This is a genomic window from Dehalogenimonas sp. NIT-SK1 (assembly GCF_055384165.1).
Window position 1 is genome coordinate 1,641,245 of the sequence record NZ_AP042352.1, and the last position, 16,957, is coordinate 1,658,201.

The following is a 16,957-nucleotide window of genomic DNA, read 5'->3' on the forward strand; positions in this document are numbered from 1 at the left end:
AAATAAAAATAGTGATTATTATAGTATGAGCCAAACAATTGAACGAATAACCGAAAAAATCCCATTTATCGATATGCTGGCGGATTCCGTTTTTATCTGGGATATGGCCGGCAACCTGGTTTACGCCAACAAACAGGCTTACGAATCCAAGGGATACACCGAATCCGAGATCTACCAAAAAGGACTTCAGGGGCTACTTACCCCAGAGTTCGCGGCCAGGGCCAAACTATTACTGCAGAAAATTCGTGAAGATAAGTTTATTAAAGTCGAGTCCTGTCATATCCGAAAGGATGGAACCCTGATGCCGGTTGAAGTCAAATCACGCCTGATTGAAATTGACGGTGAGGAATTCGCGCTCAGCATTGCCAGAGATATCAGTGAACGTAAATTCAATGAAAACAAGGACGATTTTTTAAAGCGACTGCTGACCATTACCAACGAATCTTCGAAAACAGACATGGTGCTGGAGAAACTGGTAACTGCCATCAAGAATTATACCGGCTGCGCCGCGATCGGAATCAGGATACTGGACAAAAAAGGTTATATTCCATACCGAAGCTGGGTAGGTTTCAGCGAAGAGTTTTACAAAATGGAAAACCTGCTTTCCCTGCAATCTGACCATTGCATGTGCACCAATGTTGTCAACGGCACTACTGACAGTGAAAAGTCTTTTTATACGGCCAACGGATCCTTTTACATGAATACGACATCCAAGTTCCTGGCCAGTGTATCAGAAGAGGAAAAGGGCGCCACCAGAAATGTGTGCAACCAAAGCGGATATGAATCAGTAGCCCTGATTCCCATCAAATTCCAGGAAAAGATACTGGGTCTGATACACCTGGCTGACCCCAAAGAAAACATGGTTCCGATGAATATGGTTGATGTATTAGAAGACGCGGCGGTCAGCATCGGAACAGCCCTTCACAGGATAACCATTGAACAGGAGCTGGAAAAATCTCACCAACTGCTTGAAACACGAGTCAAGATGCGTACAGCGGAGTTGCTGTCATCCAACCAGCAGCTTGAGAAGAAGATAACGGAATGCAAGCAAGTTACGAGAGAACTATCTCTAAATAAAAACAAGATTCAAAAACTAGCGGAAAACGTAAAGGCCATAATATGGGAATATGATATTGAAACCGACAGTTGGACCTACGTATCACCACAGGTAGAAAAAATAACAGGTTATAAACCGGAAGAGTGGACAGGTCTGACTTTCTGGGTTTCAAGGATTCACCCGGAAGACCGTGAATGGGCATCCCGATACTGCGACCAATGCACCAAAGAGGGAAAAGCCCACGATTTTGAATATAGGTTCATCACAAAAACCGGTGAAACCATATGGGTCAGGGATTTTGTTGACGTGGAGATGGAGGGCAGCAAACCAGCCAAACTCCGCGGATTCATGTTTGACTTCACGGAAGAAAAAAAGGCCCAGGAGCAAATAGAGAACCAGAACAAGTTCCTTAAAACCATCATCGATTCTCTGCCGTATCCCTTCTATGTGATAGACGCGAGTAATTTTAATATTATCCTGGCGAACAAGGCTTCCGGACTGGTTGACCTTTCCCGGCCGGTTTCCTGCTATTCCTTTATGCATGATAAATCATACCCCTGCAACAAGATGGGCACAGCGTGTCCGATCGATGAAATCAGTCTTAATAATAAGAAAATGGTTGTTCACGAACACCAGCATAGAGATGAGAACAACAATCTGCATACGGTGGAAGTCCGGGCTTTCCCGGTTTTGGACAGGGCGGGGAAAGTGTCGAAAATTATCAAGTACTGCATCGACATAAGCGAGCAAAAGAAACTTGAAGAGCGCCTTAAAAACCTGGCATCATTCCCAATGCATAACCCCAGCCCGGTGCTGGAGTTAAAAGAAGATGGCGAATTAACTTACCTCAATCCCATCGCCGCGGAGTTGTTTCCGGAGCTTGCGCAAAAAAATATCAATCACCCATTCCTGGCAAACTGGTCAAAAATCATTAAGTATTTTAAAAAGCATCCCAACAAGCCGATGACCAGGGAAGTGAACGCCAATGACCGTTTTTTCCAACAACTCATAGTAAATGTTGGTGACCTGATAAGAATTTATTCCACCGATATCTCAGACCTGAAACTAGCCCAACGGGAGATAACGGAAAAAAATAAAAGAATACAGCAGCTGATAAATGATTACATCCACGCGCAAGAAGAAGAACGTAAACTAATAAGCATCGAAATACACGACCGCATCACCCAGGAACTGATCAACGTTTCTGAAGAACTGCAGAACCTGGAAGAATCAACAGAGAAGATCCAGCCTAGAGATTTGGTTCCAGTCAGCAAAAGCATCAGCGGCACTATAAAAGAAACGCGCAACCTGATGACAACGCTGTATCCACCAACACTATCCAAATTCGGCCTAGTAAGCCTGTTGAAACAGGAACTGGTGCAACTTGAAAACCTTATTAACTGCCAGACGAATGTCTCGGTGGATATGAAGCATGAACTACCCAAATATGTTGAGGTCATTTTATATCGAATACTGCATGAGGCACTAACAAATATCCGGAGACACGGGGACCAGGTCAAAAACGTGGTTGTTTCTATCATTGAAACTGATGACTCAATTGAACTTATGATTTCTGATGATGGAAAGGGCGTAAAAATGGATACAGCCGGGATTGAAGAAAAACCCAGAGGCATCTCAGGCATGCAGCACCGTACCGAGCTGCTGGGCGGCAGTTTTACTTTTGAAAGTAAAGTCGGCCAGGGCACTAGTATTGATATTGTTATTCCCAAACCGGAAATGAAACCTGGAAAAGCTAATAATATTCAAGGCTAAATAAATATGGTTAAAGAAAAAATTTCCGTTTACCTGGTGGATGACCATGAAATTGTCAGAAGGGGTTTCAGCGTCATGGTCCAGAGAGAACCCAGCCTGAAACTGGTGGGGGCTACGGATAATCCCGACAAGGCTCTCAAAGAGATTGAGGAACTGGACCCTGACGTGGTCATTCTAGATATAAGCCTGCATGGGGCTACCGTAGACGGATTCCACATAGCCCAACAAATAAAAGAAAAAAATCCCGACAAACCAATCATAATGCTCACCGCCCATGAATCAGAGTTATTCCTGGCTGAAGCCTTGAAAATTGGGGCTTCCGGATTTATCACCAAGGACCACGCTCACGATATTTTGTTCTCCGCCATCAAACTGGTAAAACAGGGGGTTTCCATCTGGGACAAGGAACTGCATTCCCGCGCCATCAGATACCTGTCCAAACAATCAAAACAAGGCACCGGAGAATCAGAATTAAATGAACACTTCGGCAAAGCTCTTACTGAGAATGAAATGGCGGTCCTGAGGTTACTGGAGAAAGGATTCTATAATAAAGATATTTCCAGGGAATTAAATATTTCAGCGGCCATGGTGAAAAAAAATGTCTACCTGTGTCTTCGGAAACTGGGGGTGGAAAACCGGACACAAGCTGCCCTGGTAGCTCGGCAAAGAAAACTGGTTTAACTGGTTGTTACTATAATCAATAATAAAAAGGAGTGTAAGACTAAATGAGTGTAAAAAAAATGCCGGTATGCTATATCGTGGGAATCGGGCCGGGCGGGTCATCAAAATGGCTGACCCATGCCGCCGAAGAAGCGATAAAAGATTCCGACATCATTCTGGCCTGGGACTGGTCACTGAAGCCAGTAAAGGACCTGGTAAACGGAAAGGTAATCTTTTTCCAAGGCACCAAAGATTACCTGCAGAAAGAGAAGGACGCGGCAGCGCGCGCTTTAGAAACTGGTCAGACCGTAGCAGTGCTGCGGGTTGGAGATCCATGCGTGTCTTCTTCCCTGGCCCAGGTATTAGATGTGTTCAAGGGCTTTGACATCCGGATAATACCTTCAGCCGGGGCGGCGCAGTTTGCCGCGGCAAAGGCTCAAATATGCCTGGATGAATCAGTACTGGTTTCTTTCCATGACGGAAATGAAAAGGTCAAAAATCTCAAGCTCAAATTCCTGGTAGACAGTTTTAACAACGGCCGCAACCTGCTGATGCTGACAAATGAAACCCAGGTACCGCGGCAGACCGCCAAGCACCTGTTGGATAATGGCATAGCGGCAGATACTCCTACGCTCATCTGTGAATACCTTACCATGGAAGATGAGCGCATCTACCAGGTTACACTTGGAGAAGTAGCCGACAATGATTATCGGCTGACATCAGTAATGGTAGTTAAGAATCCGGCACCTCATCAATGCTGCGTGTAAATGATGGTTTCTTCTATTCTGTTTCTCAAATGCACGAGAGACACTATAAGGTGAGAGTTTCGAGGCGGCAATGCTGATACCGGCAATATTGCATCAAATAGTTTCTCCTGAGGATTTATCCTCCGCGATAAGAATCGCGGAGGATAATTCAAGGACACTGGGAAACAGGTACGGCAAGTTCATAAACCGGGTGAGCCAGGTTTTAAAATCCATTTACCCGGGAAGCGCCGGCCTGGAGGACGATGAACTCAACACCATCGTGATGGTTGCCGACACGATAGGGCAGCCGTCAAGAAATAACATGAAACGCATGAAAGGCGCCTGCAACGGCTGCGGCTGGTGTTGTTCACAGACCAATCGGATCATCGTTAACGAAGCAGATGCCAACAGAATCAGTAAAAAGTTAAAGCAAAAGCGTGAAGAGCTTTTTACTTTTAACAACGACGAGTGGAGTATCAAAAAAGTTAAGCCATGCCAGTGGTGGAATGCCAGAAACGGGCGCTGCACCATATATAATGACAGGCCGCAGACATGCCGGACCTGGCCATTGGGCATAAGCGATGAAGGCATAAATACGATAATCACTGAAAGTGAATGCAACTACGCGGTAATGGTACTGGCGCATATGGCAATAGAGTTGATTGAGAAAGGGAACCACTGCGAGTAAATTATCATATCTCAATTAACAGAAGTGTTATGGTTTCTCTGTAGTATCTGTCAATTAAAACAGGGACCGGTCATATGACCGGTCCCTGTTGCTGTTGGTCGTTAAATCCAGACTAAATCTGACGACCACCGCCGCGAGTGGTGTCAATACCATAGATAGGAGTATTGGATCTCAGTTCCCAGAATTGGTCCATCTTCTCCTGCGGTCGGCCATCAATGCCGTAGTCATACATCGGATAGCCGAAAGCTTCATCCATTTCTCGGAAAAAGCCGTTGAACATTGAAGTAGTAGCCAGTGTACCCATAACCACGTCATGAATGGCTGCCTCTGTACCACGTCCGAATACGCAACGGGTACCGCAGCCAAATGAGCCGCACTTGCTGATGCCGACGCTAGAACGACAGTCACCGGGCGAGAACCACCAATGGGCATAGAAACCGGGCTCATCAACACCCTTGTACTCATTGTGCCCGTTGTTGACCGCTCCCAGTTCCGGGTGCTTGGCGTCAAAAGCGCTGCGGCCGCTCCACCGGTTCCAGGGACCAATTCCTTCCCAGGAAGGTTCCCTGACTATCGGCGCTCCAGGCCCACCACCATCACGGCTGAGCGCGCCACCGGGACAAAGCTCAGCGCACTTCATGCAGTCATAGCAGAACCGGTTCATGCCGGCGTCAATGGGGAAGGTTGGTTCTACCGGCAGGTCAGTGATAATACCCGCCGCTACACCAAAACTGGAACCGAAGATCGGCGAACCAGAAATGTAGTTGCGCATGATTTCACTGGCGCCACCGAGAACCGAGAAGGCTACGTTCTCTGAGAAGTTGTTGGTGTAGTCCAGAGGACCATACGCCTGGTAACCCAGTCCGGCCAGCCAGCCCTGCAGCTGCCGCTGGATGGTGCGGCCATGGCCGTAACGCCGGTCTGACAGGTTGTTGTCAATGGTGTCATTGCTCATCTGCAGCTGGTAGTTGATGATGTACTTGGCACTGTTGGCCAGAACTCTTTTGCCGGCCCGGGGGGCTTTGGAGGTGCCGGTCTCGCCGGTTTCATAACCTACCGGTACATCTTCAAAGACATAGGGCTTACCGTCATGAAAGTCATGGGTGAAGATGAAGTTGCGGGTGATGTCATCAAGCTCCAGGAAGGTTACGTCACAGGCGCCCCAGGTCTTCAGACCCGCCTTGATCATGCGCGAGTTTTCTTCTGGAGTCCCCTGCCACTTAGCTACGCCACGGTCTTCAGGGGTCGTAGCCTTGGGCGGCAAGAAGCCGTAAGGGGTGTCTTCCTTATTGTTCTTGTTCATGAAACTGCGATAGGCCATGTTGCGCAGACCGCCCCAGCCGTAGGGATCTTCCAGGCCACGCTGAGCATAGGCAGCTTTCTCAGCCTTCCATTTTTCTATGGTTCCAGCACCGTCACGGTCATCAATCCAGGCCTCGACTTCTTTCGATCCTTGCCAAGAGCACTGAACAGTATGGCGCTGGTCATGGCGGGTTATCTTGCTCCAGTCATGCGGCGCGGTGAAGTCATACTGATCTCGCATTTTTACGAACCAGGGATATTTCTGCAGCGGACCTGCCTCAGATGAAATCATTTCATCAATGTCATTAAACTGCGGCGCGGCCAGAGAAGCGGCTCCCAGTCCGGCGCCAGCCAGGCCAAGACCTTTCATGAAGTCTCTTCTGCTTACCGTTGAATGAAACTTACTCATTCATTTTCCTCCTTTTTGTGTTTAAAACTAAAATCTTTCCGCGGTCTTTCCCGCTGCCACCCGGTCTTTCCCGGGGGTCAACTTGCATAAAGCACTCCTTTCCAAGATAGTTTTAATGGCGTTACTACCGTTTAACGCATCATCACGCATTTGTCTTTGAATGATAAAAGCAGTTCGTTGACTGGAAAGCCCATATCTCCGGGCAATATCGGTAATCCTGGCTTCCGGATGGGTGAGGTAATACTTAAAAATAGACTTATTTCTCAAAGAACTGTTTTTGTGGGGAACCGCATAAACACTTTTTACTATTTCTTTCCGAACCATAAACGCAATTGCTACCTTTTTAATATTCGTAAAAAGCATAACATCGGGAAAAACCGCTGCATATCGGTCAGAAGGACTATTTTTATTAAGCATTAGGTTACTGGCAGTTACCTGGATACGGTGGTATTGAAAAGCCAAATAGAACAAACCTTTAGGTGATAATATAAAGGAGTTAAGTGCCTGTATTAGGTGTTATTGGTTTTTATAGATTAAACTTTTAGATAATGGTAATAGGTAATACTAAGAAAAATAAACAGGGGCTTAAAAATAAGAAAACAGGGACCGACCTGATTGGCCGGTCCCTGTTTTTTAGCAATTTGTGAATATAGACTAGAGCTGACGACCACCACCGCGAGTGGTGTCAACGCCGTAGATGGGAGTATCAGACCTCAGTTCCCAGAACTGGTCCATCTTCTCCTGCGGCCGACCATCAATACCGTAGTCATACATCGGATAGCCGAAAGCTTCATCCATAGTGCGGAAGAAACCGTTAAAGATATCCGTTGTCGCCAGTGTACCCATAACCACATCATGGATAGCCGCATGGGTACCGCGACCGAATACGCATCGGCTACCACAGCCAAAGGAGCCGCACTTGTTGATACCGACGCTCTGGTTACAGTCACCGGGTGAGAACCACCAATGGGCATAGAAACCGGGCTCATCAACACCCTTGTACTCATTGTGCCCGTTGTTGACCGCTCCCAGTTCCGGGTGCTTGGCGTCAAAAGCGCTGCGGCCGCTCCACCGGTTCCAGGGACCAATACCTTCCCAGGAGGGCTCCCTGACTATCGGCGCTCCAGGCCCACCACCATCACGGCTGAGCGCGCCACCGGGACAAAGCTCAGCGCACTTCATGCAGTCATAGCAGAACCGGTTCATGCCGGCGTCAATGGGGAAGGTTGGTTCTACCGGCAGGTCAGTGATAATACCCGCCGCTACGCCAAAACTGGAACCGAAGATCGGCGAACCAGAAATGTAGTTGCGCATGATTTCACTGGCGCCACCGAGAACCGAGAAGGCTACGTTCTCTGAGAAGTTGTTGGTGTAGTCCAGAGGACCATACGCCTGGTAACCCAGTCCGGCCAGCCAGCCCTGCAGCTGCCGCTGGATGGTGCGGCCATGGCCGTAACGCCGGTCTGACAGGTTGTTGTCAATGGTGTCATTGCTCATCTGCAGCTGGTAGTTGATGATGTACTTGGCACTGTTGGCCAGAACTCTTTTGCCGGCCCGGGGGGCTTTGGAGGTGCCGGTCTCGCCGGTTTCATAACCTACCGGTACATCTTCAAAGACATAGGGCTTACCGTCATGAAAGTCATGGGTGAAGATGAAGTTGCGGGTGATGTCATCAAGCTCCAGGAAGGTTACGTCACAGGCGCCCCAGGTCTTCAGACCCGCCTTGATCATGCGGGAGTTCTCTTCCGGGGTTCCCTGCCACTTAGCTACGCCACGACCTTCAGGAGTCGTCGCCTTGGGCGGAAGAAAACCATAAGGTGAATCTTCTTTACTGTTCTTGTTCATGAAGCTGCGATAAGCCATGTTGCGCAAACCGCCCCAGCCGTATGGGTCTTCTAAACCTCTCTGGTCATAGGCTTTCTTTTCAGCAAGCTGACGCTCAATAGAACCCGGACCATCCCGGTCATCAATCCAGGCCCTGACTTCAGGAGTACCCTGCCAGGAACACTGAATAGTGTGGCGCTGGTCATGACGGGTTATTTTGCTCCAGTCATGCGGCGCGGTGAAGTCATACTGATCTCGCATTTTTACGAACCAGGGATATTTCTGCAGCGGACCTGCCTCAGATGAAATCATTTCATCAATGTCATTAAACTGCGGCGCGGCCAGAGAAGCGGCTCCCAGTCCGGCGCCAGCCAGGCCAAGGCCTTTCATAAAGTCTCTTCGAGATACTGTTGTATGGAATTTACTCACTTCTTTTCTCCTTAGTGTATTTTGGCTTGTTTCTCTTGCGGTCTTTCCCACTGTCACCCGGTCTTTCCCGGGGTCAACTTGCATAAAGCACTCCTTTCCAAGATAGTTTTAATGGCGTTACTACCGTTTAACGCATCATCACGCATTTGTCTTTGGATGATAAAAGCAGTTCGTTGACTGGAAAGCCCATATCTCCGGGCAATATCGGTAACCCTGGCTTCCGGGTGGGTGAGGTAATACTTAAAAATAGACTTATTTCTCAAAGAACTGTTTTCGTGGGGAACCATACAAACATTGTTTCCAACGTTTTTCTGAACCATAAAATGAATTCATACCTCTTTTATAAGCTAAAATTACTATAACACCATATAATTTGATTAAACATCGTACTTAAGAACTATTGTTAATAAGTATTAAGTTACTAGTAGTTACTCATATGTTTGGGTATTATATGGCTATTTCATGTATATATTTAGTCTTTATTTAAATGACTTTTGTAACTTTTTATAAGGTATTTCGTCTTGTTTGCTCGTAAAATACCAAGATTTCTGGCGTAAAGGAGTTTAAATGAATGAGTAAAATATGGGTCAATGTTTCTAGAAAATTAAAACTTTCAGATGTATCCAGAAAAACGCGAGCAATTTCAAAACCAAATTGCATTACCATACTGGGTAGTTGTCTGAAAGAGAAGTAAGAGGTTTATTGCAGGTGACTAATAAAGGTTAGAACCCCAATAACAAAGGGGAGAGCCGTTTTAAAGCTCTCCCCTTTTGTTACCTCTGTGCTAATAACGCACTAATGGTGTTTGGAGACTAAATCCTGCGGCGACCGCCACGGGTAGTATCAATACCATAGATGGGAGTATTGGTTTCATAGTTCCAGAAAGCATCCATTTGTTCCTGGACACCGGGGCCGTCAATTCCGTAGTTGTACATCGGGAAACCAAAAACGTGATCCATCTGGCGGAAGAAACTGTTGAAGAGAGATGTATTGGCAACAGTAGTCTTAACAACTTCGTGAACCATAGCCTCTTTTCCATAAGCAAAGACGCAACGGGAACCACAACCAAACGAACCGCACATATTGATACCCACACTCTGGGTACAATCTCCAGGTGACAGGGTCCAATGGGCAAAAAAGCCTGGTTCATTCACACCTATATATTCATTATGCCCATTATTAACAGCACCTAGTTCAGGATGTTTTTTATCAAATTCCGTACGACCACTCCAGCGATTCCAGGGGCCAATGCCTTCATATTGAGGTTCTTTGACAATGGGACCCGTGGGATCACCATTACGGCTGAGGGCGCGGCTGGGACATACCTCAGCACATTTTCCACAGTCATAGCAGAAACGGTGCAAACCGGCATCAATCGGAGTGCCCGGCTCTAGCGGGAGATCAGTGATGATACCCGCACCCACACCGAGGCTAGCGCCATATATCGGGTGACAAGAGAAGAAACTACGCATATGCTCTGTGGCACCGCCGAGAATGGCGAAGGCGACGTTTTGAGTAAAGTTATTGGTGTAGTCCACAGGGCCATATGCCTGATAACCAAGACCGGCCAGCCAGCCCTGAAGCTGTCTCTGAATGGTACGGCCATGACCGTAGCGCCTGTCAAAAAGGCCATTTTGGATTGTGTCATTGCTCATCTGGAGCTGGTAATTGATGATCCATTTAGCGCTGTTGGCCAAAACCCGTTTGCCAGCCCGGGGTCCTTTGCTGGGTTTCATTTCACCGGTTTCATAACCCACGGGCACATCTTCCCAGACATAAGGCTTGCCATCATGGAAGTCATGGGTGAAGACGAAATTGCGGGTTTTATCATCAAGTTCCAGGAAGGTGACATCACAAGCGCCGAAAACTTCAAGACCAGCCTTGATCATCCTGGCATTTTCTTCAGGGGTTCCTTGCCATTTAGGTATGTTTTGTTCTTCAGGGGTTTTAACTTTAGGCGGCATAAAGCCATAAGGGCTATCTTCTGCAGAGTTTTTGTTGATTATCGCTCTATAAGCGTTTGTGCGTACGCCTGCCCAACCCCGGGGTTGTTTCAGACCCTCCGCTGCATAAGCCTTTTTTTCCTCAGCTTGCTTAGCTGCAGAACCAGGGCCATCACGGTCATCTATCCAGGCCGCGATTTCTTTAGAACCCTGCCAGGAGCACTGATTGGTATGACGCTGGTCATGGCGAGTAACTTGACTCCAATCATGAGGACTAGTGAAATCATAGGCATCACGGCTTTTGACAAACCAAGGCATATTCCGATAGCTGCCAGCTTTAGATGAGATTAACTCATCCAGGTCATTAAATTGCGGGGCTATTGCCGAAGCCGCTCCCAGTCCGGCGCCGGCCAGACCAAGGCCCTTCATGAACTCTCTTCGGGATACTGTAGTATGAAATTTGTGCATTCTATTTTCCTTTTTTATTTTTTTGCTGTCTTCCCCGCTGCCACCCGGTCTTTCCCGGGAGCCATAATTCATAGAAGGCACCCTCCTATTTCTAATCCTTAGCTTGATGCGTAAATATTCTACGCCGTCAAGTCTTTTTTGGCATCGTACTAAAGTACATTTTTACTAAGTATTTAGACACTTTTTAGAGTATCAAATTATACTTTATACCAAGACTTTTATATTATTTTACTGTCTGTCAAACCAGTGCGCCTTCCGACCTTTACCAGATAGTTCCCTGGTATTGCTCCAACAGGGGTTTCTGCTATAATGCCTGCTTAAAATGAGCGCAACCTGTCATGGGGCGCGCAAGAAGTAACGAGGGGTCTGTGATGTCAAAACTGCCCACGAGTTTCCGTTTTCTATTCATCTCCGCGGCTTTAATCCTGGTAGCCGGTACGGCGGGCTGCGGGCCTTCCGCTGAAGAAAATACGGACCCGACCACTCCTTCACCAACCACTTCCCAACCGGCACCGAGCACGACTCCGGCACCCACAACCCAGGGACCTTACAGCAACTATCACGGCTACCTACTGGAAGGCTACCCGGAAGATACCTGGCCGCTGTATGAGAGTGCCGCGATAGAAAGCTGCACCCTGGATGTGCAGTATCCGGCTTACAACAACGGCTACAACAGCTACCGAAATATTTACTATGTGCTCTATAAGTCAGAGGCGAGCAAAGAGGACATCGCAGAATATTACGGCTCTCTCCTGACCCATCAGGATGAAAGCAGCTACTATGATGCCATGGGAATTATCGACGGTTATGAAGTAACCGTCCGTGTGGATGACAGTATTTCCCCGTCCACGGTATATATCTCGGTAACCCTGCCCACAAACCATCCCATGAACAGCAATCCGCTACTGGAAGACTTTCCAACAGACAAATTCCCGCTATATGAATTGAACGAAATATGGGCCGAAACCTTTAATGTAAACTCCAACCAGCCAAGCGGGGAACAGTTTTCCGACATTTATTTTTCCCACTCCGGGAGCCGGGATGAAGCTCTTGAATTCTACCGGGATTTGTTTGAAGACGCCGAAGGTTATAAAGAAGAAACGGTGGATTCTCTTTATGGAAAACAGACAACGCTGAGCGGCAATATGTATGATTATGAGTTTTCCATTGTGATAGGCGTCTGGGGCTATGATTATATGCTTGAAATCAGGCTTGGACAGCCGCTGGAGTAACGATAAAGAAGTAAACGGCGGTTTTCGCAAAGTGACGAAATTAGCAACAGAGACAGAGATTTCTGTCCTGAACCATTCGACACAATTGCCGCCGGATATAAAATGATACCGGGAATTCGTTAATACACCTGCCGTAAGCTGCCCCCGTCAGTTTCACCCCATTGTTGATAAATACTATTGCTTCAGTCATTTTTCTGTGCTAATAATGGAGCCAGCTTTATCAATAAGGTGGACCAGTATGAGGAAATATTCTTCCCGGCTGTCCCTCCCCCAGAACCGCAGCCCCCTGGTTATCTCCGCGATATACCTGGCGCTTTCCATCCTATGGATCATATTCTCCGACCGGATACTCTCAGCCATGGTCAGCGACCCGGACCAGGTTGCGGAACTGCAGACAGTCAAAGGGCTGCTCTTTGTTGCCGCCACCACCCTGCTGCTGTTCCTGCTCATCCGCCGCCCGATGAAAAGGCTGTACCAGAGCAACCGGCAATTACAAAGGGACGAAAGCAAAATCAACCACCTCAACCAGGTGCTGGGGCTGATACGGGATATCAACCAGCTGATTGTCAATGAAGAAAATGAAGCGGCGCTGCTGGACAAGGCCTGCCGGCGCACCACCCAAAACCCGAATTATGACCTGACATGGATTGCCCTGACCGACGAAACAGGCACTCTAAAGCCGGCAGCCTACGCCGGCGAGGAAGTGGATTTTGAGCTGTGCCTGAAAACGCTGGGGCGAGAACTGACGGAAGAAGTGCATCCAGTAGTCAAGGAAGAATGTGCCAACGGCCGCTTCGCCGCCGCCATATCTTTACCGCTGCGCTCGCATGACCAGACCATCGGCAGCTTCACTATCTGCTCCCACAACCCGAAGGCTTTTACCGATGAGGAAGAATACGGGCTGGTATTGGAACTGTCCCAGGACCTATCGCTGGGAATAGAAAAAATCCGCAAGCGCGCTGAGACCACCCGAATAATGAAAGAACTGACCCGGCGCAATGAATTCATTGAAACAGTTACCGATAACCTGCCGCTGGGCCTGGCGGTCAACGCTCCAGGTCAGCCGTTTGAATACATGAACCAGAAATTCGAGGAAATCTACGGCTGGCCGCAGAAAATAATTTCTGACGTGGACAAATTCTTTGAACACGTCTATCCTGACCCGGAGTTCCGCCGCGGCATCCGGGAGCGGGTGATGAACGACGTTGAGTCCGGTGATCCCGGGCGAATGACCTGGGAAAACGTACCGGTTACCCACCAGGACGGGACAAAGCATTTCGTCAGCGCCATCAATATTCCGCTGACTGAACAGAACCTGGTTATTTCCACGGTGTGGGACGTAACCGGCAAGCACCAGGCAGAACAGGAACTTAAGCTACGGGCCAGGCTGCTGGACGCTTCTATTGACGGTATTTACGTCATAGATGCCGCTTCCCGTGAATTTACCTATTTCAATGAGCAGGCTTATGCCGCCCTGGGCTACAGTCGAGAAGAATTCAGCGTCCTTAAGCTGGATGACATCCTGATTGAAAACACAAAGGACCGATTGCAGGGAATAATGACCACCGTCAGCAGCAAAGGCCAGGCGGTCTTTGAAACAACTCACCGTGGCAGGGACGGCGCTGAAATACCGGTGGAAGTGCACGCCCAGCTTATCCGGCTCAACGAACGGGATTATATGATGGGAATCGCCCGGGATATCACTGAACGCAAGGAAATGGAGCAGAAGCTGATAATAACCGACCGGCTGGCTTCAGTGGGCGAAATGGCCGCCGGAATCGCCCATGAGATAAACAACCCCTTGACCGGGGTTATCGGTTTTGCCGAACTGCTCAAGGATAAAGACCTGCCCTCCGTCATCCGCGAAGAAATTGACATCATTCACAGCGAGGCTCAAAGGACGGTCAAGGTAGTGCGCAATATGCTGACCTTTGCCCGGCGCCACGACCCTTCCAGCAGCCGGGTGCATCTTAACGACATAATCAGCGAAACGCTGAAACTGAGGGAATACGAATTGAGAACCGGAAATATACAGGTGCTGACGGAACTTGACCCGGGACTGCGGGAAGTCGATGCCGACCCGGCTCAGATGCAGCAGGTGTTTCTCAATATCATCATCAACGCCGAATATGTAATGAAGGAACAGCATAAGAGCGGCAAGCTGCTCATTACCACAAAAAATACCGATTCAGGAGTGCGCCTGGGCTTTACTAATGACGGCCCGCCGATACCGCCGGAAAACCTGAACCGGCTGTTCAACCCCTTCTTCACCACCAAACCCGAAGGCAAGGGCACCGGGCTGGGATTGTCCATCTGCTACGGCATAATCAGCAACCACAATGGAAAGATCTGGGCGGAAAGCGACGAAAAGGGCACCAGCTTTATTATTGAGTTGCCGGAGGCGGAGGCAGGAGAAAAAAGCCGGGACAGCGCCTAACATCGGGGTTTTTCAGCTCAGCATATTCAAGGCATGCCGGGCCACAGCGCCGGCGATTTCAGGATGCCGGAAACAGGCTGAGGAACTTTTTTGGCTTGGATTTTGACCTCTATCATGTGGACCTAAGGGGTGAAGCTGAATTTAACCTCAAGACGCGCTATACCGGCTTAACTAATTATCGGCTGCTTTTTGTTTGTCTTTGTTTGCTTCGGCAATAGCCTCATCCAGGAAGTGCTTTTCCTCGACTTCCTCCAGCTTCTTCCTGACGCTTTCCTCAATTCCGTACTCGTGTCGCAAACCGATATACAGGGAATACACCATTATCAGCAGTATAAAGGCGAACGGCAGCGCGGTGGTAATAGCCGCGGTTCTCAGGGCCACCAGCCCGCCGCCAACCAGCAGGGTAATGGCTACCAGTCCTTCCAGCAGCGCCCAGAAAACCCTTTGCCGGGCAGGGGCTTTCAGTGTGCCGGCTGAAGTAAGATGGTTGACCACCAGGGAACCGGAATCTGAAGAAGTAACAAAGAAAACCACCACCAGCACGATACCAATCACAAACATGACGCTGGAAAGCGGCAGGTTTTCCAGCATGGCAAAAAGCGCCAGCGATTCGTCGGTCTGTATCCGGGAGATAATATCAGCCATGCCGTTGGTTTCAAAAAACAGCCCGCTACCACCGAATACGGCCATCCACAGGAAGGAAACTATGGTGGGAAATAAGAGTACACCGAATACAAACTCCCGAATGGTCCGTCCCTTGGAAATACGGGCTATGAACATGCCGACAAAAGGAGACCAGGAAATCCACCATGCCCAGTAGAAAACGGTCCAGGCTCCCTGCCAGTCAGAGCCGCTGAAGACCTCCGCCCATAAACTCATCTCAAGAAGCTGCCCCAAGTAGGCTCCGATACCCTGGGTAAAGCCGCTGAGTATATATACGGTTGGTCCCAGCACCAGAACCGCGACCAGGAAAACACCGGCGATAATCATATTGAGCTGGCTCAGCCGTTTAATCCCCCGGTCAAGGCCCAGCACAATAGAGCCGGTGGCGATGCCGGTGATGGCCAGGATTAAAACTACCTGCATGCCGGTACTCAACTCTATGCCGAATAAATAGTTCAAACCGGCATTCACCTGCGTCACTCCCAGGCCAAGCGAGGTAGCCAGACCCATCATGGTAGCCATCACCGACAGGACATCAATGACATGGCCCCATAAACCGTATATCCTGTCCCCTATCAGGGGATAGAAAATGGACCGGATGGTCAGTGGCAAACCCTTGTTGAATGCGAAGAAAGCCAGGCCCAGACCCACCAGGGCATAGATAGCCCAGGGATGCAGGCCCCAGTGGAAAAAGGTGGTAACCAACGCTGATTGGGCGGCCTCCGCAGAACCCGGATCCAGGCTGCCGAATATGGGCGGCGGCGTATGAAGATGGGTGACCGGCTCAGCCACACTCCAGAACATCAACCCGATACCCATACCGGCGCTGAGCAGCATGGCGTACCAACCCCAGTTTGAGAATTCCGGCAGGGCATTCTTTCCGCCCAGCCTGATATTGCCGAATCTGCTTACGGCAAAATACAAAACCGCGACGACAAAGACGGTTGAGACAAGTATTAAAAACCAGCCGATGTTGGAGGTGATGAATCCCAAAGCGCCGTCAAATACCGATTCCGCCTGTTCCGGCAAGGAAAGAGTCAGCCCGATGAAGACAGCCAGCAGGGCCACAAAAACCAGGGTTACAAACGGCTGAAAATTGAAGCCGTATCTTTTCCAGTTGCCCGCATCGGCTTCCGGAACCCAGGTATCATCACAGGAAATGAAGCTGGGCATAAACTCCAAGCCTTTGCACAGCCGGGCTTGCTGAATGGCCTTTTGCCTGGCTTCAGCCTCGGCCTCTTCCAATTTGCGAGCCAGTTCTTTCCTGGAGGCTAGCTGGGTTTGTTCATCCATCAGCCGGTTTCATCATCCTGAGTTGCATGGTTT

The 16,957-nt window shown here is 48.9% G+C and carries 12 protein-coding genes; 6 read left to right on the forward strand and 6 right to left on the reverse strand.

The annotated features are described in order from the left end of the window. Window positions 1-25: 25 nt before the first annotated feature. The 4 genes from ACZ48S_RS08560 (at window position 26) to ACZ48S_RS08575 (ending at window position 4,924) form a co-directional block, all read left to right on the forward strand. Entirely contained in the window at window positions 26-2,830 is a 2,805-nt protein-coding gene (locus ACZ48S_RS08560; protein ID WP_464212633.1) for a PAS domain S-box protein, read from the forward strand. Between the two features lie 6 nt (window positions 2,831-2,836). After that, window positions 2,837-3,511 (forward strand): response regulator transcription factor, encoded by a 675-nt coding sequence (locus tag ACZ48S_RS08565; protein WP_464212635.1) that lies wholly within the window; start codon window positions 2,837-2,839, stop codon window positions 3,509-3,511. Window positions 3,512-3,555: 44 nt separating this feature from the next. Further along, the gene (gene cbiE / locus ACZ48S_RS08570; RefSeq protein WP_464212637.1) at window positions 3,556-4,257 is read left to right on the forward strand and encodes a precorrin-6y C5,15-methyltransferase (decarboxylating) subunit CbiE; all 702 of its coding nucleotides are present in this window, start codon (window positions 3,556-3,558) and stop codon (window positions 4,255-4,257) included. 70 nt (window positions 4,258-4,327) lie between these two features. Further along, on the forward strand, window positions 4,328-4,924 hold the full coding sequence (locus tag ACZ48S_RS08575) for a YkgJ family cysteine cluster protein (RefSeq protein ID WP_464212639.1): 597 nt from the start codon (window positions 4,328-4,330) through the stop codon (window positions 4,922-4,924). A 112-nt stretch (window positions 4,925-5,036) separates the two neighbouring features. Here ACZ48S_RS08575 and ACZ48S_RS08580 read toward each other — a convergent pair whose 3' ends face one another. The 5 genes from ACZ48S_RS08580 to ACZ48S_RS08600 form a co-directional block, all read right to left on the reverse strand. Next, window positions 5,037-6,635 (reverse strand): reductive dehalogenase domain-containing protein, encoded by a 1,599-nt coding sequence (locus ACZ48S_RS08580; RefSeq protein WP_464212641.1) that lies wholly within the window; start codon window positions 6,633-6,635, stop codon window positions 5,037-5,039. Window positions 6,636-6,662: 27 nt separating this feature from the next. Next, window positions 6,663-6,959 carry a hypothetical protein gene (locus ACZ48S_RS08585; RefSeq protein ID WP_464212643.1) on the reverse strand — a complete coding sequence of 99 codons (297 nt, stop codon included), beginning with the start codon at window positions 6,957-6,959 and terminating at the stop codon, window positions 6,663-6,665. Window positions 6,960-7,289: 330 nt separating this feature from the next. After that, a complete protein-coding gene (locus tag ACZ48S_RS08590; RefSeq protein WP_464212645.1) occupies window positions 7,290-8,888 on the reverse strand; it encodes a reductive dehalogenase domain-containing protein in 1,599 nt (532 codons plus the stop codon). 53 nt (window positions 8,889-8,941) lie between these two features. Continuing rightward, a complete protein-coding gene (locus ACZ48S_RS08595) occupies window positions 8,942-9,208 on the reverse strand; it encodes a hypothetical protein (RefSeq protein WP_464212648.1) in 267 nt (88 codons plus the stop codon). A 492-nt stretch (window positions 9,209-9,700) separates the two neighbouring features. Beyond that, window positions 9,701-11,299 (reverse strand): reductive dehalogenase domain-containing protein, encoded by a 1,599-nt coding sequence (locus ACZ48S_RS08600; RefSeq protein ID WP_464212650.1) that lies wholly within the window; start codon window positions 11,297-11,299, stop codon window positions 9,701-9,703. Window positions 11,300-11,670: 371 nt separating this feature from the next. Between ACZ48S_RS08600 and ACZ48S_RS08605 the strand changes: the two genes are divergently transcribed. Together ACZ48S_RS08605 and ACZ48S_RS08610 are read left to right on the forward strand one after the other, a co-directional pair. After that, window positions 11,671-12,531 (forward strand): hypothetical protein, encoded by an 861-nt coding sequence (locus ACZ48S_RS08605; protein WP_464212652.1) that lies wholly within the window; start codon window positions 11,671-11,673, stop codon window positions 12,529-12,531. Window positions 12,532-12,769: 238 nt separating this feature from the next. After that, entirely contained in the window at window positions 12,770-14,968 is a 2,199-nt protein-coding gene (locus ACZ48S_RS08610) for a PAS domain S-box protein (protein ID WP_464212654.1), read from the forward strand. Between the two features lie 171 nt (window positions 14,969-15,139). On the opposite strand, the gene ACZ48S_RS08615 is transcribed toward ACZ48S_RS08610, so the two are convergent. Next, on the reverse strand, window positions 15,140-16,924 hold the full coding sequence (locus ACZ48S_RS08615) for a BCCT family transporter (protein ID WP_464212656.1): 1,785 nt from the start codon (window positions 16,922-16,924) through the stop codon (window positions 15,140-15,142). Window positions 16,925-16,957 lie beyond the last annotated feature (33 nt).

What these genes read in the sequence shown, in the direction of transcription:
- ACZ48S_RS08560 (WP_464212633.1), top strand. Translation starts at nt 26, where the DNA reads ATGAGCCAAACAATTGAACGAATAACCGAAAAAATCCCATTTATCGAT.
- ACZ48S_RS08575 (WP_464212639.1), top strand. Translation starts at nt 4,328, where the DNA reads ATGCTGATACCGGCAATATTGCATCAAATAGTTTCTCCTGAGGATTTA.
- ACZ48S_RS08595 (WP_464212648.1), bottom strand. Translation starts at nt 9,208, where the DNA reads ATGGTTCAGAAAAACGTTGGAAACAATGTTTGTATGGTTCCCCACGAA.
- cbiE (WP_464212637.1), top strand. Translation starts at nt 3,556, where the DNA reads ATGAGTGTAAAAAAAATGCCGGTATGCTATATCGTGGGAATCGGGCCG.
- ACZ48S_RS08585 (WP_464212643.1), bottom strand. Translation starts at nt 6,959, where the DNA reads ATGGTTCGGAAAGAAATAGTAAAAAGTGTTTATGCGGTTCCCCACAAA.
- ACZ48S_RS08605 (WP_464212652.1), top strand. Translation starts at nt 11,671, where the DNA reads ATGTCAAAACTGCCCACGAGTTTCCGTTTTCTATTCATCTCCGCGGCT.
- ACZ48S_RS08600 (WP_464212650.1), bottom strand. Translation starts at nt 11,299, where the DNA reads ATGCACAAATTTCATACTACAGTATCCCGAAGAGAGTTCATGAAGGGC.
- ACZ48S_RS08615 (WP_464212656.1), bottom strand. Translation starts at nt 16,924, where the DNA reads ATGGATGAACAAACCCAGCTAGCCTCCAGGAAAGAACTGGCTCGCAAA.
- ACZ48S_RS08565 (WP_464212635.1), top strand. Translation starts at nt 2,837, where the DNA reads ATGGTTAAAGAAAAAATTTCCGTTTACCTGGTGGATGACCATGAAATT.
- ACZ48S_RS08580 (WP_464212641.1), bottom strand. Translation starts at nt 6,635, where the DNA reads ATGAGTAAGTTTCATTCAACGGTAAGCAGAAGAGACTTCATGAAAGGT.
- ACZ48S_RS08610 (WP_464212654.1), top strand. Translation starts at nt 12,770, where the DNA reads ATGAGGAAATATTCTTCCCGGCTGTCCCTCCCCCAGAACCGCAGCCCC.